The following is a 20,744-nucleotide window of genomic DNA, read 5'->3' on the forward strand; positions in this document are numbered from 1 at the left end:
CTCCTAATAGTTGACCGCCACCTGGATGCTCGCCTGCCGCTCGAAACCGCGCGCTCCAGCCACATGAGCCCGGTTGCGCAGCGCCGTGTGCACGTAAGCGAAGCTCACAAAGATGTCCTTGCGCACCTGGTCGCTGACCTGCGCGCCCCAGGTGGTGGCCGACTCCACGGTGCCGGCCAGAAAGCTCTTTCGCTCCGAGCCGTCTTCCGGATACGGAGTCCACACATCCCCCTTGCCGTGGCGCCGCCATTGCGCCCAGAGTTGCGTGAAAATATCCCGGCTCCACTGGTACTCCGCTGCTAAGGTTAAACAGTCGGCGTCCGGGCCTAACCAATGGCCGATGATGCGGTCGTAGTGCAGGTAGACGTTGAGCGAGTCATAGTGCGTGTACACAAACGGCTCGATGCGCGTGTACTCCGCGCGCAGGGCGGCCTCCTGCAGGCCAATAGGCGCCACCCAATGGCCGCCGAGAGTGAAGCCGAACTTGTCGCCGTAGTAGCGCAGCGGGTTCTTGGTCAGGGTCATGTCGTCCAACAGGAGTTCGGCATAGGCCTTCACGTTGCGCAGGGGAAATGCCACCACGTCGAAGCTCATCATGTTGTTGTCCCGATCTCCGAGGTGATGTTCAGCCACGTGGTAAGGCATGAGCGGGTTGAGGTAGCTGAACTCGACGTCCCTGCGGCCGTAGAGCACGCTCTCGGTGCCGGCCAACATCAGCCAATCGGCCAGGCGCACCTCCAGGCGATGCCCTGCCAGGTAGCGTGGCCTGCCCAGTCCGGTGAGAAACGCGTGCAATGCCGAAAAGGAAAAGCGCTTGAACGGCACGGTCAGGCGAAAGGCGTCGAACAGAGGGGCGTTGCGCGAAAGGAGGAGTCCACCCCGCCACCCAGGACCCCAGTGCGCCTGCATGCGCCCTGCCTGGAGATGGACTCGCCAGAACTGCACCGCCGCATAGGCCTCCGCCTGGTCGGAATAGACATTCCTCCCGGAGGTAACCACTGGCAGGCCGTGCCGTGGGTCAAAGCTCTCCTCGGGCACCTTGCCCCCGCGGCGCATGGTGTTGCGCGCGTCTAAGTAAAAGCCGAGCTTGCCCTCGATGGCGCCGCGCACGATCGTGCCGGCCATGGTGCGCCATTGCCGCTCCCCTGTGGCCATGGTGTCCGCAGCATGGGCATCCACTGCCTGGGCGAAGAGCGCGTCGACAAAGGCGTAGCTTTCCCCTTCTTGCCAGCGCAAAAGATGCCGCTCGCGATAGCGCGGCTGCACCTCGAGCCCGGCGACCGGCGGGTCATCGCAAAACTCGCCCTTCAGCTGCTCCAGGAGCGCGCGTTCGCTACGACTGAAGGCGGAAGGATGGTCCCGGAGCGCTCGATCGGCAGCGGCGATGAGCTCTGCCACCTGCTGGCGGGACAGGGGCAGCGCCCGCAGGCCAACTTCCCTGACCAGGCCTTTGGTCTCCAAACGTTCGAGAAGGCGATAGGCCCAATGGTCCAACGGCAGGTTGACCGACTGGCCGGCGACGGGGAGGACACCGCACAGTAGGATCGTTCCGGTCACGAGCAGACATGTGGCTTTGGACACGCGACTCCCTCGCACAGTTCTGGTCCGGCAGTGCCCTTGGTCCTTTGTGGAGTGCAGGGCTGTGCAACAATTTAGCAAATCGCAGGCAAAATTCAAGGCCTTTTTTGCCAAGGTGCTGGAACAGGCGGAGAAATGGCGAGGAGCGTCGCGGAGAGGAGAGCGATGGGGCGGCAGCGCCGGCACAAACCGGCCGGACTGAAGACAGGGCCTGCGGCTGCCGTGGGATCGCCCCGGACTCTTGCCAGTCGCTCCAGGGCAGGTTTCCTCCTCGCCCCGAGGAGAGGAGACTTCCCTGTGCCGCAACCCAAAGGGGCCCATCGGCGCGACGCCATGCGGCGGCAGCCGCCTTTCACAAACCGTGGCCGGTCGTTTACGCAGCCGGAGCTGGAGCCGGGGGAAGAGCCATGGGCAGCGCCCTGGCCCGCAGGCCAAGGGCTGGCAGTTGGGGGAGCAAGAGTGCCAACACATGTGCCGTGCGTGCGGCATGGGGGAGGCCGTCATGCAGAAGCACGATGTCGCCGCCGCGCATGTGGCGGAGGAGCCAGCGGGCCATGCGCTCCGGATCAGCGTCGGGGCGGTAGTCGCCGGCGCTTATGGTCCAGAGGACGATGCGCTTGTCGGCAGCCGAGGCTGCTTTGACCAGAGTCAGACTGAGGGAGCCGTACGGCGGGCGAAGGCAGCGGGGCGCCCAGCCCGCGGCCAACGCCACCGCCTCGTCGGTGCGCGACAGGTCCCGGCGGATGGCGCCAAAGCTGAGCCGCGACAGCCGGGCGTGGTCGAAGGAGTGGGTGCCCAGGCCATGGCCGGCGCGGACTACGCGCCGCACCAGATCCGGATAGGCAGCCGCCCTCTGGCCGGTGACGAAGAAGGTCGCCTGACAGCCATGGGCGGCCAGAAGCTCGAGAACCAGCGGGGTGCCTTCTGGGTCAGGGCCGTCGTCGAAGGTGAGGTAGACTTCCTCGCGATGCGGTCCGCGCCACGTGACCCACGGGATGACCTTGTTGAGTATCCAGGGTATGCGGTACATGTTCGAGCGATCCCTCTAACGTCTCCGGCCTCTCTCCAAAACCTCCGGGAGGTTGGCCCACCACGCCAGCTTGGCCTGATGTCCCCTACCGGGCTCGCAAGAACCTCCCGGAGGTCGGGCCTCCCCCCAAAGTCCCTGCAGCTTACACCTCCGGGAGGTTGGCCGACCACGCCAACGTGGCCCAATCCCTGCTGGCGAGCCCACAAGAACCTCCCGGAGGTTTCTCCCTTGCGTCACCGAAAACCTCGTGGAGGTTGCTCCACCACGTCAACTTCGCGCAGTGTCTCCTGGCGAGCCTGCGAGAGCCTCCCGGAGCTTCCCACGCGCCCCCAGAACCTCCAAGAAGAGTTCAGTCGATGAAATACCGCCGGACTCCGTCGCGAGCCGCTTTGTCAACTGGGTACTCCTTCACAAACCGCTCATAGTCCTCCGGACGCGGGAAGTAGTAAGCGATAAAGGCCCGGTCCTGCAAGGTGCCCTCCCGTTACCTACGCACTCCAGGTAGTTGGAAAAGGCCCAGTCCTCGGGGTTCCTGACGAGGCCGGCAACCACCGGGTTCAGGTGGATGTAGCGACAGAGATGGACGAGGTATTCCTCCCTTTCGACTTGCACGTGGAGGAATCTCCCCTGAAAGAGCGTTCCGGAACGCCCGAGTTGTCGATTAACAGCCTGGACGTAGGTGTTGAAGACCACGCTGATGAAACGCGAGACGGCTGCTTGCCCGTCCTGACGCACGAGGAGGTGGTAGTGGTTCGGCATGAGGCAGTAGGCGATGACGGCGATGAGATGGGCGCGGGCGTACTTTTCTATGAGCCTGGTACAGAACAGGAAGTTTTCGTCGGAAAAGAAGATGTTCTGGCGGCTGACGCCGCGGTTGTAGAGATGGTAATAGTTCCCTGGTGCAAAGACTCCGTGGCGGACAGGCATGTGGAAAACCTCCGTATTGTCTCAACGCCCCTCGTGGGGTACACCACCGCCCCAAGAACTGCGAGAGGTCCGCCCCCGCCGCCCACACCTCCGGGAGGTTGGCCGACTACGCCAACGTGGCCCAATGTCTGCTGGCGGGCCCGCAAGAACCTCCCGGAGGTTCGGGCCCGCGGCGCTCCTCACGAACTGCCAAGACCGCCGTTGGATAGCTTCTCGCGCAGGATGAATCCTAACCCGAAAAGACTGGGAAGCAGCACGTTGATAACAAAGAGCATAAGCGAGGCATTGAAGGCAGTGGTGTCTTGCACGTGGACGTACGAGAAAAACTCCACCGCCGCGCGCTCACGCACGCCAAGATCGCCTAAAGAGATGGGCACGAGGGTCTTGACAAAGAGCGTGGCGGTGGCGGCCTGCACCCCTGCCAACACCCGTACAGGCTCAAACGCCAGCGTCAGAATGCAAAACTGCGCGATGTAGACCACGTAGAAACCAGCGCACAGACCCAACAGAACCCACGCCTGCCTGCGCCCGAAGTAGTCAAATGTGGCAATGAGCTGTTTGATCTTCTCCCGAAACGGCAAGGTGATGTTGATGCTGTACAGCAGCGTGCGCATGGCCTCCGGGTGGAAGACAAAGTAGTACAGCAAAAAGAGCACCACCGCCGCAAAGAGCACCAGTGGCCACAGCACCAGCGGCTGCCGCAGGCGTGCAGCCAGAAACAGCAGCAGACTCGCGGTCCCTCCCAGGTAGAGAATCGCGGCAGCGTACAGCTTGTCCAACAAGGCAAAGCCCAACAGGGTGACCCATGGTCGATCCTTTACAAAGACCACGCGGCCGAACTCCCCCACCCGGCCTGGGGTGATGAAGCCCAAGGTGAACCCGGCAAAAAGGGAGGCGAGCAGTTCACGCAGCGACACCTCAGGCTTGATGAGGCGCACCAGGTAACGCCATTTGCAGAACTGGAGGTAGAGATTGAGCACAGACAGAGCCAGAGCTACCCCAAAATAGCCCAGGCGTGCATTGCCCAGCGCCTGCCCAATGCGCACCGGTTGGATGCGCCGGACCAATACGGTCATCACCAAGAGGGCGACCAGAAGCTTGGCGATGAAAAGCACTCGCCGTCTAGACAAAAACGCGCGTCCCCTCCGTGCAAGTGCGGCAGATGTCGATGTCTTCTCCATGCAAGATCCGTTCACGAAAGTCATTGTACTCAGGCGAACGCCAGATGGCGCGCAATGGCGCCTCGGCAATATTGCCCACCGCGTAGCGGCCATCCTTGTCAAAGCAACAGGGCGAAACTCTGCCATCGCTGTTCACCACCGTGCTGAACCAGGGACGGCGGCACGGCAATCTGCGGCTCCCCTTGATGAGGAGGCGCCCCTGGTCGATGCGGTAGCGCCGGTAACGTTCTTGGCGAGGGAGGAACTGCTCTGCTTCGGCTGGGGTCTCTACCTGCGCAGTCTTGAGCAAGACACGGTCGGCACCCAGCTCCTTAGCTAAGGAGCAAATCTCCTGCAGCTGGTGTTCGTTGTGCCGCAGCAGGAGGAACTGCACGAACACCAAGGGAGTCGGCGACTTGAGCCGCCTGCGAGCGGCGACGATGTTCCTAACGCCTTGGGTGACCTTTTCAAAGTCACCTCCGCAACGGTACCTCAGGTAGGTCTCTTTGTCTGCCCCGTCCAGGGATACGACGAGGGTGTCCAGGCCGGATGTGACCGTACGCTCCACCACCTGGGGGGCATCAAAGAAGTGGCCGTTGGTGCTGGTGGTCACGTAGATGCGGCGGCTCTTGGCATACTCGACCAGATCCAAAAACTCCGGGTGCAGGTACGGCTCGCCCTGGTTGAAAAGGAGCAGGTAGACGAGGCTCTCCCCGAGCTCGTCGATTATGGCCCGAAACTGTTGCGGTGACAAGCGGGCATAGGGACGATTGATTCTCCCTGAGCCGGTGTGGCACTGCGGGCAGCGCAGGTTGCAGCGGTTGGTGGGTTCCACCATGAGGATGGCGGGCTCTGCCCAGACCAGAGGTCGCCGGCCGGCCAGCGAGGCTACGTAGGAGCCCGTGGCCAGCGCCACGTTGTACACACGCCATGGCGACAGGGCACGCAGCAGGTTGCGCGGGACGACTTCCTTCATCTCTTCTCAGCCATGATGTACCAATTTGGGTTGAGCCACCAATTGAACAGGCCCAGGCGGTCGTTGACGATGCCCGGGAGCCACTTGAGGAGCTTGAGTCTACGTACCCATGCCGCCATGCGAAGGTGAAAAGGCGCACAGAACGCAGCGCGTGGCTCTGCGGCGATGTGGCGCGCTGCAGCACGATTGGCAAACGACATGACCAGTCCGGCCATCTCCATGAGCCGCCGCAGACGACGCAGGGATAGCAATGCTGGTGCCGGAAGGGGCGCCGCTGCGCCTCCTCGCGCCTTCATGAACCGCTCGACCAGCCGCCGTGGCAGCACGGCCACGCCAGGCAATCCCCAGTGGGGGTCGGCAAGCGCGTTGAAGGGCGAGCAACGATTCGGCGTCGACACAAAGGCCACGCCTCCTGGCCTGAGTACACGCGCCGCTTCGCGCAGGAGTCGCTCCGGCGACACTACGTGTTCGAGCACATCCTGCAGGACCACAGCGTGGCACGTCTGTTCGCAGCATGGCAAGGCGCAGCCGTCCGCGAGCACGAGCCGGACGGGCACACCTGCGGCGGCCGCCAATGCCCGTGTGGCCTTGAGGCGGGCCACATCCACCTCCACGGCGAGGACGGTGGCCCCCTTGGCCGCCAACGCTACGCTGGCGCCGCCGGTGCCGCAGCCAATGTCCAACACCACAGCATGCGGCGGCAGCAAGGGGCCAAGCATGTTTTCTACCAGCTCACCCCGCCAACGCCCGCTCTCGTGGTAGGCCCGCCAGCGCAGAAAGTTGGGGTGCCTGGGGTCTGGGAGCACGTGCTCCAGCGCCTCGGGCCAGACGCCCCGGCCAGGGACGGTCACTCGCGCCAACGGATTCTCCCCAGCCAACTCAGCGGCCCCAGAAGGACATTTGTCAGCACAAAGTACATTTCCCATAAACAAAACGCCCACCAAGAGAATCTCTGCGCGAAGGCGCGCCCGGCCAGAAGCAACGCTTTCAGGTCAACGGCAACTTTTGCACAGAGCAAGAGGCTGCAGAGTGGCAGCCCAGAGCCGCCCAGCGCCGCCCAAACTGGGGCGACGAACAGGCAGAGGTTGCACAGGTGAAGCAGTGCGTACCTCGCCTTCACACCCGCAGGGTAGTAGCGCCCTGCCGAAAGGTGACGCCGGCGCTGAGCGAGCAATTGCCGGAGAGTTCTCGGCGCCGCGCTGGGCACGAACGTGGCCGGTGAGACGGCATACTGCACCTGCCAGTCGGTCCGTTGGCTCACCTGATGAAGAAGCAGGTCGTCGTCGCCAGACACGGCGTACATGAACTTTTGGTAGCCCTCGACCTCTGCATATGCCTGGCGCCGAAAGGCGAGGTTGCGCCCGGTGCAAGTCGTGGGCCGATGTAGCCCGACTCCTCCGGCAGCGACGAGCGCCGAGGCTAAAGTGTCGACCGCCACAACCCCTGCCAGCACGCCCTCACCCAAGAGCGGGGCAAAGCCCGCCACCAGGCCCACCTCGGCAGCAAAGTGTCCTACCATCTCCTCTGCCCAGCGGGGCGAGGGCCGGCAGTCCGCGTCAGTGAGCAGCAGGATCTCGCCGGTTGCGGCGGCAATGCCGTGCGCCAAGGCGTTCTTCTTAGCGCCGATCCCTGGTCCCAGCTCCTCTAGGTGCACGACCTTGACGCGAGGGTGAGCTGCACGCCAACGAGCCAGAAGCGCGGCGCTCCCGTCACTGGAGCGATCGTCGACTATCACGACCTCCAGGAGTTCCGGCGGGTACGACTGCGCCATGAGGCAAGAAAGCAAGGCGTCCAGGTTATGGGCCTCATTTCTGGCTGCGCAGACCACGGAGACCCGCGGGCGGGCGGCATGAACCTGCGGACGCAACGCGCGCAGACCGTGCAGGAGGCGGCAGACCACGGCCGCGTAGACAAGTAGAGCAGTCAGCGCCACGAGCGCAATCACCGTTTCTTACCTGGGGTCGTGACTAATCCACGTTTTGTGGAAAAGTAGGCAAAAACCGCGAAACAAGCAAGGCTTTTGCTACCCGTGGGCCACGCCAAAAAGCGGTTGACAATGAGGATTTTTTCCGTTATTTTCTATCCCCTAACTGGCCGGAGTGACTAACGCGGCAGGAGTCATGCAGCTGAGACTGGCCTATGGACGATCATCCCTCACAGTAGAGCTCCCCGACGAGCGGGTGCTGGCAGTGGTGGATATTGGGGACGACCTCCCTGCTGCCGAAGAGGACACCATCAAGGCGGCGTTGAGCAAGCCGCTGGGTGCCCCACCCTTGGAACGACTGGTGCGGCGCGGAGAGCGCACGACGATCGTCATTCCCGATGCCTCCCGGCGCTGCGGTGCCCGTGTTTTCCTCCCCCTGTTGATCGATCTCCTCAACCGCAAGGGCATTCACGATCGGGATATCACCGTCCTGTTTGCCACCGGGAGCCATGGGCTGCAGGTCGAATCCGAGCGGCAGGAGGTGGTGGGTCCGGAGCTCTACCGGCGTGTGCGCACTGTTGACCACGACTGCCGGCAGCTCGCGGACCTTGTGCGCCTTGGGGAGACGGTCAATGGCACGCCGGTGTGGCTCCACAAGTACGTGGTGAAGGCAGAGCGGCTACTCGTGGCAGGAGGCACCAGCCACCACCCGCTGACCGGCTATGCGGGCGGCCCGAAGCTGCTAAATCCCGGGTGCGCTGGGCTGGAGACTGTGCTGCGCTGCCACGCACTGGGGGTGGATGTGACGCGTGGTGGACTGGTGGCCACCTGTGCCCCAGGGGTCGCAGCGGGTAACCCCATTTACCAGGACATCGTGGACTCCACGAAGTTCGTGCAGGTGGACTTTGCCTTGCACCTGATCGTGGACGCGCATGGCAGGGTACGACAGGCGTGCGCAGGAGCGCTGGCGCCCAGTTGGGAGAGGGCGCGTCAGCTAGCCGATAGCTTCTACAAGGTACCTGTGGCGCAACGTGTGCCTCTGGTCATTGCCAGCTGCGGGGGGGCGCCCTTCGACGACGACTTTGTCAAGAGCTTTCGCGCCGTGCGGAACGCTGCGCTGCTGGTCAGCGACGGTGGCCATCTCCTCCTGATTGCCGAGTGCCGCGCAGGACTCGGCTGCGAGCATTTCTTAGACTTTTTCGCCACCTCCACGCCGCACGAGCTGGCCAGCAAGCTCCGACAGGATTACCGTTCGTTCGGCACCACTGCCCTTGGATTGCGCGAACTGCTGCGCCGGATCAGGGTGACGGTGGTGGGAATGCTCCCGCCAGCAGCCCCCTCGGCCATGGGCATTCGCGTGGAGCCCTCTGCCCAAGTGGCGGTGGAACAGGCCCTGTCTGAACTGCCGCCCGGGGCGAAATTGGCGGTGCTCCCCCACGCACATTTCACGCTGCCAGTAGTGGAGAGAGGATGAAGTTTCGGTGCGTCGTCTGGATGGCTCTGGTGGTCTTGAGTGGCTGCAGTTATTTGCATCCAACGCCTCGCCCCTTCGGCGGAGGCAATGAGCAGGCGGGGTTTGCTGGAAAATGCCCGGGCGCTGACGCTTCCGCTGGAGTTGGCCGTGACGGAGGCGTCGACTCTGTGGGTGAACCGCGGCGCGGTGGCCCTTCCCGTCAGCGGCGCACCTGGACTGGATTGACCGATGAGCAGATCCTTGCCTTGGCAGAAGAGATCAAGGCCTTCCTCAATGCCCCCTACGTGTGGGGAGGGTCCTCGCCCGAAGGGACCGACTGCTCAGGCTTTGTTTACGCCGTGTTCCGTCGCGCCTGGGGGTTGACCCTGCCGCGCTCCGCAGAGGGCATGTACCGGATCGGCGAGCCAGTGGAGCGGGACTCCCTGCGTTTTTCAGACTTGGTCTTCTTCGAGGCAGCCGGGGTGGGTGAGGTTGCCCATGTCGGCATCTACGTGGCAAAGGGGCGCTTTGTCCATGCCAGCCCGACTAAGGGGGTGATAATCTCTGAACTTGACGAGAGCTATTTTCGCCAGCACTACGTGGGCGCGCGCCGCCTCGTCGGGTATGTCGTACGCTGACACGGTGCTGAGCAGAGGAGCAGTCTCGGAGCCGGCTCGGCACGCCGCCGGCTCTTCTTTTTGCTCGAGGGAAACAAAGTGAGCGCACAGCCAATGAGCCTGGAAAAGGGCGCGGAAATAGAGGTGCAGGTTCTTTCTCTTGCCTTCGGTGGCAAAGGCGTGGCAAGGGTTAACGACCTGGTCGTCTTTGTGGAGGGGGGCCTGCCAGAGCAGATTGTCCGGGTGCACATCACGCGCCGCAAGCGCACGTTTGCTGAGGCGCGCATCGTCGAGGTGGTGCGGCAATCGCCTCTGGCAACCGCACCACGTTGTCTTCACTTTCCGGACTGTGGCGGCTGCCAATTGCAGCACCTCCGCTACGGTGCCCAGCTCGAGGTGAAGCGCCAGCACGTGGTTGACTGCCTCGAGCGCCTAGGCGGCATCCAGTCGCCGCCGGTGACCCCCGCGTTGCTCAGCCCACAGCAGTTTTTCTACCGCAACAAGATGGAATTTGCCTTTTCCGACCGCGCGTGGGTGCCTGCTGCCCGCTTGAGCCAGGAAGGCAACCGTGAGGCGGGGCTGTACCTTGGCCTCCACCCCCGTGGGCGCTTCGACGCAGTAGTGGACGTGAGCGAGTGCCATTTGCTGTCACCTGTGAGCAACCAGATTTTGGCGGAAATCCGGCAGATTGCGCGACGCTCGGGCCTTCCGGCCTACTCGGCGGCAAGCCGCCAGGGGTTCTGGCGACACGCGGTCATTCGCGAGGGAAAGCAGACCGGGCAGGTGATGGTCAACATAGTGACCTCTGCGTTCGATGAAACCGCGCTGAAAACCCTTTCCGTCGGATTGAGAGAGCGATTCCCCGCCATTGTGAGCGTCGTGGCAACCGTCTCCACCTCGCCGGCGAACGTGGCGTACGGAGAGCAACAAGTCGTTCTCGCCGGACAGCCTGCCATCGAGGAGCAGCTCGGACGGTATCGGTTTGAAATCTCTGCCAACTCCTTTTTCCAATCCAACCCGCAGCAAGCCCTCCGCCTGTACGAAGTGGTGCGGCGATACGCCAGCCTGCGCGGCGACGAGGTGGTGTTCGACCTCTACTGTGGCACGGGCACCATCAGCATCTTTTTGGCGGAGAAGGCGCGCGAGGTATGGGGCTTTGAGCTGGCCGGGGAGGCCGTGGCGGACGCCAGACGCAATTGCGCACGCAACGCCATTGGCAACTGCCATTTCGTGAGCGGCGACGTGCGCACTTCTTTGGAGAAGATGGCGGCCGAGGCAGGAAATATCCGGACGGAGGTCGTGGTGGTCGACCCGCCCCGTGCCGGAGTGCATCCGCGGGTGCTGGAAGTGCTCGCCGAGATGGCCCCGCGGCGGATTGTGTACGTGTCATGCAATCCGGCAACTTTGGCGCGCGACCTGGGAGTGCTGTGCCAAGGCGGCTATCGCCTGCGGGAGGTGACGCCGGTAGACATGTTCCCCCAGACCTGGCATGTCGAGGCAGTGGCCCTGCTGGAAAAGGAGAGTGGGCAAGAGAAAGGTATCCCTTGACCATGGGCTAAGGGCTTTTTTCTCATTGATTTTGGCGGGGAATTTTCGTATCTTCACAGGTCGATTCTTGCCGTATGGAATAATGGGTTGGGTATGCAACTGACGCGTGAGGATGCAATGAGATCGCCGCTGAAGATACTGTACGTTGCCTCAGAAGTTGCGCCCTTTGCCAAGACGGGCGGACTTGCCGATGTGGCTGCCGCTCTGCCCAAGGCGTTGCAAGACCTCGGCCATGACATCCGCGTGATGATGCCCAAGTACGGCTCGATCAACGAGCGCAAGTATGTGCTGCGTGAGGTCATTCGCCTCAGGGAGATAGCTGTCGACCTGGGCGGCGAGAAACTGGTCGGCAGCGTCAAGTCGGCGTTCATCCCGGAGACGAAGGTCCAGGTTTACTTCCTGGACTATCCGCCCCTCTTCGGCCGGCAGGAACTTTACACGGACCCCAAGACCGGCAAGGACTGGCCTGATAACGCAGAGCGCTTCACTTTCTTCTGCAAGGGTGTCTTGGAGACGGTGAAGCTCCTCCACTGGCAGCCGCATGTGATTCACTGCAACGACTGGCACACCGGACTCATTCCAGTTCTACTCAAGACCACCTACAGCCACGAGCGCCTCTTCGCCAGGACTTCCACGCTCTTTACCATCCATAACTTGGCCTACCAGGGCGTCTTTCCAAAGGCCAAGTTTGCCCTCACTGGTCTGCCGGCGGAGCTCTTCCGCGACCCGGGTGGCGTAGAGTTCTACGGAAAGTTGAGCTTCATGAAGGCCGGCATCGTGTTTGCCGACGCCATTTCCACGGTGAGCGAGCGTTATGCTGAAGAGATCACTTCCGATCCGGAGATGGGCTGCGGCCTGCAGGAGGTGCTGCGCGCGCGGCGTGATGTGTTGTACGGCATCCTCAATGGCATCGACGACACGGTCTGGAACCCCAAGACCGATCCGCTGATCGCCAGGACCTACGCTGCCACTGATCTTGCGGGCAAAGCCGAGAACAAGAAGGCGCTGGTTGAGGTCCTGGGCTTGCCGTATCGCCCCGAGGTCCCGGTGATCGGGATGATCTCCCGTCTCGCCGACCAAAAAGGATTCGACTTAGTGGCAGAGGCGCTCCCTGCGCTAATGAAGATGGACGTCCAACTTGTCATCCTCGGAACTGGCGACCGGAAATACCACAAACTCTTGGCCGGGTTTGCCAGGCGCAATCCGAAGAAGGTCTCCGTCAATCTCCGCTTTGACAACGCCCTTGCCCACCAGATCGAAGCTGGGGCTGACATGTTCCTCATGCCGTCCCGGTACGAGCCATGTGGACTGAACCAGATGTACAGCTTGGTCTATGGCACGATCCCCATTGTGCGGGCGAGCGGCGGGCTGGCCGACACGATTGTCGACTTTGACCCACGGGGAGGCACGGGCAATGGTTTTGTCTTCACGGAGTACAGCGCTGCTGCCATGCTGCACGCGGTGGAAAGAGCCCTGGCCGTGTTTTTAGATCAAAAGACCTGGCTGCGCCTGGTGAGGAGCGCCATGCGCAGCAACTTTAGCTGGAAGAACTCCGCGACCAAGTACGTCAAGCTGTATGCCAAGCTGGAGGCGAGCAGAAGGAAGTAGCGTCGGCTGTTGCAGGCTGGGACAGCGTGTTTCCGCAGACGACATCCCTGCAACAAGATCAGGTCGGAGACTGCGCGCAGAAGGCAGTAATGCCTTGTTTTCCTGCACCGGAGCGCCGCTGCCGCGGGGCCCGCGAACTGGCACCATAGTTGCGAACGGGAATAGTCCGACAGTAGCCGCATTGCGACCCATACCGTAAGGCATTCATGGAGGGTATTCAGCTTCGGACATCACAGGTGGGCGCGGCGGGCACGGTCACTCTGCTGCGCGTCAAGGGGTACGTGGACGCCACCACTGCTCCGGACCTGCACAAGGCCGTGACCAGGCTTCTGCAAGAAGAGCACTATCAGATCGTGGTCGACCTCAGTGCGGTCAACTACATCAGTAGTGCTGGCTGGGGCGTGTTTGTCGGTGAGATACGCAGCATTCGCGAGAGCGGCGGCGACCTGAAGATTGTGCACATGACCCCCGAGGTGCGCGAGGTGTTCGAGATGCTGGAGTTCAATCGCATCCTCGCCTCCTACGAAAGCCTCGAGGAGGCCATCGATGACTTTGACGTGTGCGCCGGGTACGATCTGTCGAAGAGCGCTCGCCGGCAGGTGGTGCCGTCCTTGGACTTTGACATGCAGCCGGCAGTGCGCCTGCAGCAGCCAGCTGCGAGCAGAGCCGCGCCGGCCACACTACAGGCTGCACCGGGGGGAGTTGGGGAGCCAGCTTCCTACGGTCGACCCGCTGAGGCTATCGACCTGCCGCTCACCGAGAAGGTGCGGAAGATCGTCCTCGAGAACCCGAACAACGGAGCTTGGGGAGTGATGCGTGCCCTGAACTCCCCTCGTTTTGGTTACACCCGCATGAACTACTTCAAGGTGCGGGCACTGTTGAAGAGGCTCAACTTGGATACCAAGGAGAAGCGGTATCGATTTTACCGCTCGCGGTGATGAGGGAACTCATGGTGGCACAGCGAAACAGTGAAGCGCGAGCGACAGGCACCTGGGGCGGGCCTCAAGGCATGCTTGGCCCAGTCATGTTGGCTGTGGCCTTTTTGTTGTGGTGGGCGCCCCCCTTGTCTGGGCAAGAGGTGCCCGCAGGCAGCGGCGCACCGCCCTTCGGCTACGGCGACGGGGTGCGAATCCTCATTTGGGAAAGCTGGGAGCGGGCCGAACTACAAACTTTTGCCACCAAGTTCAGCAACGAGTATGTGATTGACGGCGAGGGGTACATAACACTCCCCATCTTCGGTAAGCTCAAGGTCGTGGGAATCACGCCGGACGGGCTGGTGGAGCTGCTGCGCGAAAAGCTGCGCCCGTACACCCGAGACCCGATCATCACGGTGACGCCGCTGGTGCGGGTGACTCTCCTTGGTCATTTTCGGCAACCGGGTTCGTATCGCGTGGACCCCATGGAAGCTCTCTGGAGTGTCATCGAGCGGGCTGGTGGGCCAGGGCCTGAGTGTGACCTGCAGCGCTTGCAGCTGCGGCGTGGCGGCCGCACCGTGAAAAAGAGCCTCCTGACCAGCTGGGAACGCGGTTCGTCCTTAGCGGAAATCGGCGTGAGGAGTGGTGACGTCATCTATGCGCCGCGCGTGCCGCGCCTCACCTTCCGCGACTTTGTCTACTACTTTCAGTTCATCGTCTCTTTGATCTCGCTCTACGTCTCCATCAAGAGGTGGGGTTGATATGGGTGTGCCTTCAGAGGGGGGTCTACCCAACATAGAGAGTTTGCTGCTCGAGGAAGAGGCGCCACGGGTCCAATTCAACCTCGGCCGTCTGCTGCGCGGCATCATCCGCCGCAAGTGGGTCGTCCTGGGGGTGGCGCTTTTCGCCTTGGCCGTTGCCGGCTATCGGGCCAAGAAGACGGTGCCGGTGTACAGTGCCATGGCCCGCATTTGGGTGCGTGGCTATGAAGGGCGCAACAAGGAAGCCGCCCTCGACCGCGCGCACGTCTGGGAGCTGGGCACACGCTCTTTCGCCGAGCGGGCCGCGGCCCAGTTTGGGCTTATCGTCGAGCTCCAAGGAGCCTTCCGCAGTCAGGCCCCGGGGCAGGTTTTTGCCGAGTTCCGCGCCGCGCCGGAGCCGGTCCAGGGTTCCTATGTGCTGGAGTTCGACGAGCAGGGACGGTATTCCCTGAAGCATGTGGAGGCCCAAGGCAGCCGGGTGATCGACAGTGGGCCAGCCCGCCAGATCCTCGACAGCGCGCGCACGGTGAACGGTTTTACCTATCGCTTGCAGGCTGAAGTCTATGCCCCGCCCATGAGCATTCCCTTTAGGGTGCGAAGCGTGCAGAGCGCCGCAAGCTTCTTGCAATCCCGCGTCAAGACCATCTTCCGCAACCCGCCTGATGTGGTTGCCCTTATCGTGACGGACACCGACCCGGTACGCGCGGCCAACATGGTCAACTACGTGGCGGAAATCTACATCGAAGAGGCCAGAAACATGCAGCGGCGCGATGGCCTGCGCACGCTCAGCGTGCTGGAAGGGAGGATGCGCGTTGCAGAAGAGAAATACCGGGCCAGCGCGGAGGAGCTGCGCAGGTTCAAGCAGCGTTACCCCTTCGTGGAAGCGGCGGGCAATGTCGGCCAGAGTGAGGCCCTTGTTCGCCTGGAGGCCCAGCAGCGTGCCCTCACCGACCGCAAGAAGGCGTTGCGCATGCTCATCGACGAGCTGGGCACGGACTTTTCGCCAGAGCGGCGTGAGCAGACCGGCCGTTTCGTCATTCAGGCCTTGGCGCAGACCGAAGGGTTGGCCACCGTTCCCGAAGTGCAGCTTGCCATGCAGCGCCTGGGCCACTTAGAACGGCAGTGGCAGACGACGGTCGTTGGACGTGGCCTCACCGATGCGCATCCGCAATATCGGGAGTTGAACGATAAGATAATCCGGGAATACCAGACGATTGCTGCCGCCGCGCGCGCCTACCTGAACACTCTAAGCGAGCAGGAGCAAGAGGTGGTTCGGGCTCTTGCTCAGTTCCGCTCCCAGAAGGCGGTCGCGCCGGTGATTATGGACCAGTTCGCAGAACTGCAGCGGCAGGCGGACGCAGACGCCCGCCTGTACAACGAACTGGTGCGCCTTGTAGAAGAAGAACGCATTGCCCAGTCGGTGGAAGCACAGAAGATAGGATTCTTGGATCGGGCAACGGTGCCAACAAAGCCCATCTCCATGGGCCGCAAGAAGATTCTGCTCTTGGGCGGCATCCTGGGCCTGCTCTTGGGCTGTTTAGTTGCCGCCATCCTGGAGCTGGCGGACAAGACGCTTCGTACCCCCGAGGACGTGCGTGCCCACTTGCGGCTGCAGGTCCTGGGCGCGGTGCCGGTGCTGGACTTTCGAGACCTCAGTGAGTACGACGACTCACAGCGGGCGCGTTTGGTGGACAGGCTCTTAGTGACGCACGACTATTCGCCCACGCCGATCGGCGAGGCTTATCGGGCATTGCGTACCAATCTGCTCTTTTCCAAGCAGGCGGGGAAGATCCGCGCCCTTGTCATCACCAGCATCGCGGCCAATGAGGGCAAGTCGTTCACCACAGCGAATCTGGCCATCATCATCGCCCAGCAGAAGAGCAATACCCTGCTGGTCGATGGCGACTTGCGGCGAGGGGTGCTGCACAACACGTTTGGCTGCCCCAAGGAGCCGGGGCTGACCAACTACCTTTCCGGCACGGCCACCTTGTCGGAAATCGTCTCGGAGACGCACATCCCCAACCTTTCGCTGGTGAGTTGTGGCGCGCTCATCCCCAACCCGTCTGAGCTGCTGGGATCGCTGCAGATGCGGCGCTTCATCGAGGAGGTGCGCCGCCGCTTCGATGTGGTCATCTTCGACAGCCCGCCGCTGAATGCCGCCACAGACGCCATCGTCCTGGGCACGCAGGTGGATGCCATGCCTATCGTCATCCGGGCCGGCAAGACCAGGAGAGACGTGGCAAGAGAGCGATTGGAGGCCTTGAAGAACATCCCCGTGAATGTGCTTGGGGTCATCCTCAACGGCGTCGAGTCGTACCGCTCCCACCAGGCCTACAGTTACTACCACTACTGACGCGCATGGGACAAGGGAAGGGAAGATCGGTGGCGTGCGCGGGCTTTGCTACACATAAACGAGGGTGAGCTGATGCGCATTCTCTTGACCGGAGCGGCCGGTTTCATTGGCTCTCATCTTGGCGAGCGACTGTTGGTTGAGGGCCACAGTATAGTGGGTTTGGACGACTTTAACGACTTCTATGACCCTAAGGTCAAGCGGGATAACCTCCGTGGCTTGCTGCCGCGAAGCGACTTCCGCCTGGTGGAAGGGGACATTCTCGACTACCCCCTGCTCGAGCAGGTCTTTGCCGGCGAGCGTTTTGACGCGGTGATCCACTTGGCGGCGCGGGCGGGGGTACGGCCGTCCATCAGGGAGCCGCTCTTGTACCAAGAGGTGAACTGCCGTGGCACCAACAACCTCTTGGAGATGGCCAAGAGGCATGGGGTGCATAGGTTCATATTTGCCTCTTCCAGCTCGGTCTACGGCGCGAACAGGAAGGTCCCTTTTGCGGAGGATGATCCCGTTGACCACCCCGTCTCGCCGTATGCGGCAACCAAGAAGGCGGGCGAGTTGCTCTGTTATACCTATCACCACCTCTTTGGCATATCGGTGAGCTGCCTGCGTTTCTTCACCGTGTATGGGCCACGACAGCGGCCGGACATGGCCATTCACAAGTTCACCCGGCTCATCGATGCTGGTGCCAAGGTGCCCATGTTCGGCGACGGGAGCTCGCGGCGGGATTACACCTTCATCACCGACATCATCGACGGGCTGGTGGCTGCGCTCGACCGCTGCCAGGGCTACGCCATCTACAACCTCGGCGAGTCGCGCACGGTCGAGCTGAGCTATCTCATTTCCCTGATCAGCAGCTGCCTGGGCAGAGAGGCCAAGGTGGAGCGCCTGCCGGAGCAGCCGGGCGACGTGCCGATTACCTATGCCGACATCAGCCGGGCGCGCAAGGAACTGGACTATGCGCCCAAGGTGCCCATCGAAGAGGGGATCGAGCGCTTTGTGCAGTGGTATCGGGCCCAACAGGAGACGGCAAACCGCACCTGAGGCGGATGGTAGAGGAAAAGGAAATATTCCTGCGGAGCGTGGCGAGGGTGCTGGACCTGCTGGTGGTCCTCCTCTCTTTTGCCCTCGCTTACTTTTTTGACGAATTCCTGCGGCAGCTGATCGCCCTGTCGGTCAAGGCGTACAGTCGTGGGCCTACGTTGGGCGGCTTGGTGGTCTTTACCCGCAACAACTCGTGGATGCCACTCATCCTTCCTCCGCTGTGGGTCATCCTCTTAGGCTGGTTGGGGCTGTACAGCGAGTTCCGGTTGAAAACATTCGGGCAGTTGGCCTCCACCATCATCCGGGCTAGCCTGCTGGCCGGCATCGCGGCCGGAAGCGTCGTGTTCGCCCTGCAGGCTCAACTGACCAGCCGTTTCTTCATTGCCGTGTTCACCGTCACCGCCACGCTCCTCCTGCTGGTGGAGAAGAGGCTCTTCCTCGCCTTCCTGGACTACATCCACATGCGCGGTTACAATCAGGTGAACCTTCTGATTGTGGGCACCGGCAAGAGGGCGCGGGAATTCATCCGCGCGGTGAAGAGCCATGCCAACTGGGGGTTGCGCATCGTAGGCCTCATCGACGACGAGCACGGTATGTACGGCAAGGAGGTGGAGGGTTACCGCGTGCTGGGTCGCATCCAGGACATCCCCTTCATCATCCATCGCAAGGTGATCGACCGCGTCATCTTTGTCGTGCCCAGGCTGTGGCTCCACCGCATCGATGAGGCGATCCTGGCGTGCGAGAAGGAGGGGATCGCCACCGCCATTAGCCTTGACCTCTACGACCTGCAGATCGCGCGCACCCGCCAAACCGACTTTAGCGGCTTCCCCCTGTTGGAATTCGAGACCTTCAGGGCAAAGCAGTGGGAGCTGTTCGTCAAGCGCACCATGGACATTTTCCTGTCCATCTTCTTCATCATCCTTTTTGCCCCGCTCATGGCCCTCACTGCGTTGGCCATCAAGTTGACCTCCAAGGGGCCAGTCCTTTTCAAACAGACCCGCTGTGGGTTGAACGGCCGCAAGTTCACCCTCTACAAATTCCGCACGATGATCGTCGGGGCGGAAATGAAGCGGCGCGAGTTGGAGAGGATGAATGAAATGGACGGGCCGGTGTTCAAGATCAAGAAGGACCCGCGGGTCACCCCGGTGGGACGCATCTTGCGCAAGACCAGCATCGACGAGCTGCCGCAGTTCTTCAATGTGCTCAAAGGCGATATGAGCATCGTGGGGCCGCGGCCGCCACTGCCGGTGGAGGTCGAGATGTACCAGGTCTGGCAACGCCGCCGCCTGTCGCTCAAACCGGGCATCACCTGCATTTGGCAGGTGAGCGGGCGCAACAAGATCTCCTTCGAGCGCTGGATGGAAATGGACATGGAGTACATCGACAACTGGACCCTGTGGTTGGACGTCAAGATTCTGCTCAAGACTATTTTCGTGGTACTATTTGGCTACGGGGCAGCGTGAACGGCGGTGGTTAGGAAGGAACTGTCACCGGAAGGAGGGCGTGCATGAACATCTGTGTAGTGGGAACCGGCTATGTGGGTTTGGTGACCGGCACGTGCCTGGCCGAGCTGGGCAACGACGTGGTCTGCGTGGACAAAGACCAGGCGAAGATCGAGAAGTTAAAGAAGGGCATCATCCCCATCTACGAGCCTGGGTTGGAGGACTTGGTGGCGAAGAACGTGCGCGAAGGTCGTCTCCACTTTGACACGGACCTGAAGCCCGCCACCGAGCGCTCGCTGGTCATCTTCATCGCCGTGGGCACTCCGCCCAAAGAGGACGGCTCTGCTGACCTGCAGCACGTGGGCGAGGTGGCCAAGGAGATTGCCAAGTACATGACCGACTACAAGGTCATTGTCAACAAGAGCACCGTGCCCGTCGGGGCGGGCAAGTGGGTGAAAGAGATCATCGAGAAGCACCAGACCCACAAGGTAAAGTTCAGCGTCGTCTCCAATCCGGAGTTTCTGCGCGAGGGCTCGGCCATCGACGACTTTATGCGGCCGGATAGAGTAGTGATCGGCGGCGAGGACAGCGAGGCTATCGCCATCATGAAGGACCTCTACTCTCCGCTCTACCTGATCGAGACGCCCTTTGTCATCACCAACCTGGCCAGTGCCGAGCTCATCAAATATGCATCCAACGCCTTCTTAGCTACCAAGATCTCGTTCATCAACGAGATTGCACTGGTCTGCGAGCGCGTGGGTGCTGATGTCCACCACGTGGCCAAGGGCATGGGCCTGGACAACCGCATTGGCCGCAAGTTTCTGCACCCTGGACCCGGTTTCGGTGGCTCCTGCTTCCCCAAGGACACGCGCGCTCTGGTCCAGGTGGCCGAGCAGGTGGGCTGCCACTTGCGTATCGTCAAGGCCACCATCGAGGTCAACGACCGGCAGCGGCAGCTCATGATCGACAAGATCAAGGCCGCCGTGGGCGACCTCAAGGGCAAGGTAATCGGGGTGCTCGGCCTCTCCTTCAAGCCCAATACGGACGACATGCGCGAGGCTCCTTCCATCACCATCATCAACGCTCTGCTCAAGGAGGGGGCAACCGTCAAGGCGTACGACCCGGCAGCTATGGAAGAGGCGAAGAAGATACTCAAAGATGTCCACTACTGCAAAGAGACCTACGAGGTACCCAAGGACGCCGATGCCTTAGTGTTTATGACCGAGTGGAACCAATTCCGGAGCTTGGACCTTGATCGGCTGAAGAAGCTATTGCGCCAGCCAGTGATTATTGACCTGCGGAACATCTACGAACCGGACAAGATGCGCGAGAAAGGGTTTGCCTATTTCGCGGTTGGACGGTGATCGAGCAAGTGGCAGGTCGAAGCACGATGCGGGCACGGGGCGTGTGGGTAG

At 62.0% G+C, this 20,744-nt stretch carries 18 protein-coding genes; 11 read left to right on the forward strand and 7 right to left on the reverse strand.

What is annotated here, in order from left to right; translation table 11 throughout:
* Positions 1–3: 3 nt before the first annotated feature.
* From NUW13_10140 to NUW13_10170, 7 genes are all read right to left on the reverse strand, one after another.
* Positions 4–1,581, reverse strand: coding sequence for a capsule assembly Wzi family protein (locus NUW13_10140; protein MCR4439383.1), 1,578 nt, complete (start codon positions 1,579–1,581; stop codon positions 4–6).
* A gap of 370 nt (positions 1,582–1,951) precedes the next feature.
* A complete protein-coding gene (locus NUW13_10145) occupies positions 1,952–2,608 on the reverse strand; it encodes a polysaccharide deacetylase family protein (protein ID MCR4439384.1) in 657 nt (218 codons plus the stop codon).
* Between the two features lie 408 nt (positions 2,609–3,016).
* On the reverse strand, positions 3,017–3,535 hold the full coding sequence (locus tag NUW13_10150; GenBank protein ID MCR4439385.1) for a transposase: 519 nt from the start codon (positions 3,533–3,535) through the stop codon (positions 3,017–3,019).
* Between the two features lie 179 nt (positions 3,536–3,714).
* Positions 3,715–4,665 carry a flippase-like domain-containing protein gene (locus NUW13_10155; GenBank protein MCR4439386.1) on the reverse strand — a complete coding sequence of 317 codons (951 nt, stop codon included), beginning with the start codon at positions 4,663–4,665 and terminating at the stop codon, positions 3,715–3,717.
* A complete protein-coding gene (locus NUW13_10160) occupies positions 4,658–5,671 on the reverse strand; it encodes a radical SAM protein (protein MCR4439387.1) in 1,014 nt (337 codons plus the stop codon). Before NUW13_10160 ends, NUW13_10155 begins: the two co-directional genes overlap by 8 nt.
* Positions 5,668–6,522 carry a class I SAM-dependent methyltransferase gene (locus tag NUW13_10165; protein ID MCR4439388.1) on the reverse strand — a complete coding sequence of 285 codons (855 nt, stop codon included), beginning with the start codon at positions 6,520–6,522 and terminating at the stop codon, positions 5,668–5,670. The genes NUW13_10160 and NUW13_10165 overlap by 4 nt, the downstream gene beginning before the upstream one ends.
* Positions 6,519–7,616, reverse strand: a complete 1,098-nt coding sequence (locus tag NUW13_10170) for a glycosyltransferase (protein ID MCR4439389.1) — start codon at positions 7,614–7,616, stop codon at positions 6,519–6,521. The genes NUW13_10165 and NUW13_10170 overlap by 4 nt, the downstream gene beginning before the upstream one ends.
* A 175-nt stretch (positions 7,617–7,791) precedes the next feature.
* On the opposite strand from NUW13_10170, the gene larA reads away from it, so the two are divergent.
* From larA to NUW13_10225, 11 genes are all read left to right on the forward strand, one after another.
* Entirely contained in the window at positions 7,792–9,069 is a 1,278-nt protein-coding gene (larA, locus tag NUW13_10175) for a nickel-dependent lactate racemase (protein MCR4439390.1), read from the forward strand.
* An 87-nt stretch (positions 9,070–9,156) separates the two neighbouring features.
* The gene (locus NUW13_10180) at positions 9,157–9,294 is read left to right on the forward strand and encodes a hypothetical protein (GenBank protein ID MCR4439391.1); all 138 of its coding nucleotides are present in this window, start codon (positions 9,157–9,159) and stop codon (positions 9,292–9,294) included.
* A complete protein-coding gene (locus NUW13_10185; GenBank protein MCR4439392.1) occupies positions 9,291–9,686 on the forward strand; it encodes a C40 family peptidase in 396 nt (131 codons plus the stop codon). The genes NUW13_10180 and NUW13_10185 overlap by 4 nt, the downstream gene beginning before the upstream one ends.
* 93 nt (positions 9,687–9,779) lie before the next feature.
* A complete protein-coding gene (rlmD, locus tag NUW13_10190) occupies positions 9,780–11,213 on the forward strand; it encodes a 23S rRNA (uracil(1939)-C(5))-methyltransferase RlmD (GenBank protein MCR4439393.1) in 1,434 nt (477 codons plus the stop codon).
* Between the two features lie 129 nt (positions 11,214–11,342).
* A complete protein-coding gene (glgA, locus tag NUW13_10195) occupies positions 11,343–12,821 on the forward strand; it encodes a glycogen synthase GlgA (protein ID MCR4439394.1) in 1,479 nt (492 codons plus the stop codon).
* A 206-nt stretch (positions 12,822–13,027) separates the two neighbouring features.
* Positions 13,028–13,759: an STAS domain-containing protein gene (locus tag NUW13_10200; GenBank protein MCR4439395.1), complete on the forward strand. Its 732-nt coding sequence runs from the start codon at positions 13,028–13,030 to the stop codon at positions 13,757–13,759.
* Between the two features lie 11 nt (positions 13,760–13,770).
* Positions 13,771–14,496: a polysaccharide biosynthesis/export family protein gene (locus tag NUW13_10205; protein ID MCR4439396.1), complete on the forward strand. Its 726-nt coding sequence runs from the start codon at positions 13,771–13,773 to the stop codon at positions 14,494–14,496.
* 1 nt (position 14,497) lies between these two features.
* Positions 14,498–16,849: a polysaccharide biosynthesis tyrosine autokinase gene (locus tag NUW13_10210; protein ID MCR4439397.1), complete on the forward strand. Its 2,352-nt coding sequence runs from the start codon at positions 14,498–14,500 to the stop codon at positions 16,847–16,849.
* A 72-nt stretch (positions 16,850–16,921) separates the two neighbouring features.
* Positions 16,922–17,887 carry a GDP-mannose 4,6-dehydratase gene (locus NUW13_10215; GenBank protein ID MCR4439398.1) on the forward strand — a complete coding sequence of 322 codons (966 nt, stop codon included), beginning with the start codon at positions 16,922–16,924 and terminating at the stop codon, positions 17,885–17,887.
* A 5-nt stretch (positions 17,888–17,892) separates the two neighbouring features.
* On the forward strand, positions 17,893–19,350 hold the full coding sequence (locus NUW13_10220) for a sugar transferase (GenBank protein ID MCR4439399.1): 1,458 nt from the start codon (positions 17,893–17,895) through the stop codon (positions 19,348–19,350).
* Positions 19,351–19,394: 44 nt separating this feature from the next.
* Positions 19,395–20,693 carry a UDP-glucose/GDP-mannose dehydrogenase family protein gene (locus NUW13_10225; GenBank protein ID MCR4439400.1) on the forward strand — a complete coding sequence of 433 codons (1,299 nt, stop codon included), beginning with the start codon at positions 19,395–19,397 and terminating at the stop codon, positions 20,691–20,693.
* The last annotated feature ends 51 nt before the right edge of the window (positions 20,694–20,744 follow it).

This window comes from candidate division KSB1 bacterium, from assembly GCA_024655945.1.
Classification (GTDB): Bacteria; Zhuqueibacterota; Zhuqueibacteria; order JANLFK01; family Oleimicrobiaceae; genus Oleimicrobium.

Excerpts from the sequence above, each read along its gene's own strand:
- NUW13_10145 (MCR4439384.1), bottom strand. The coding sequence starts at position 2,608 with ATGTACCGCATACCCTGGATACTCAACAAGGTCATCCCGTGGGTCACG.
- NUW13_10150 (MCR4439385.1), bottom strand. The coding sequence starts at position 3,535 with ATGCCTGTCCGCCACGGAGTCTTTGCACCAGGGAACTATTACCATCTC.
- NUW13_10160 (MCR4439387.1), bottom strand. The coding sequence starts at position 5,671 with ATGAAGGAAGTCGTCCCGCGCAACCTGCTGCGTGCCCTGTCGCCATGG.
- larA (MCR4439390.1), top strand. The coding sequence starts at position 7,792 with ATGCAGCTGAGACTGGCCTATGGACGATCATCCCTCACAGTAGAGCTC.
- NUW13_10180 (MCR4439391.1), top strand. The coding sequence starts at position 9,157 with ATGAGCAGGCGGGGTTTGCTGGAAAATGCCCGGGCGCTGACGCTTCCG.
- rlmD (MCR4439393.1), top strand. The coding sequence starts at position 9,780 with ATGAGCCTGGAAAAGGGCGCGGAAATAGAGGTGCAGGTTCTTTCTCTT.
- NUW13_10200 (MCR4439395.1), top strand. The coding sequence starts at position 13,028 with ATGGAGGGTATTCAGCTTCGGACATCACAGGTGGGCGCGGCGGGCACG.
- NUW13_10205 (MCR4439396.1), top strand. The coding sequence starts at position 13,771 with ATGGTGGCACAGCGAAACAGTGAAGCGCGAGCGACAGGCACCTGGGGC.
- NUW13_10210 (MCR4439397.1), top strand. The coding sequence starts at position 14,498 with ATGGGTGTGCCTTCAGAGGGGGGTCTACCCAACATAGAGAGTTTGCTG.
- NUW13_10215 (MCR4439398.1), top strand. The coding sequence starts at position 16,922 with ATGCGCATTCTCTTGACCGGAGCGGCCGGTTTCATTGGCTCTCATCTT.
- NUW13_10220 (MCR4439399.1), top strand. The coding sequence starts at position 17,893 with ATGGTAGAGGAAAAGGAAATATTCCTGCGGAGCGTGGCGAGGGTGCTG.
- NUW13_10225 (MCR4439400.1), top strand. The coding sequence starts at position 19,395 with ATGAACATCTGTGTAGTGGGAACCGGCTATGTGGGTTTGGTGACCGGC.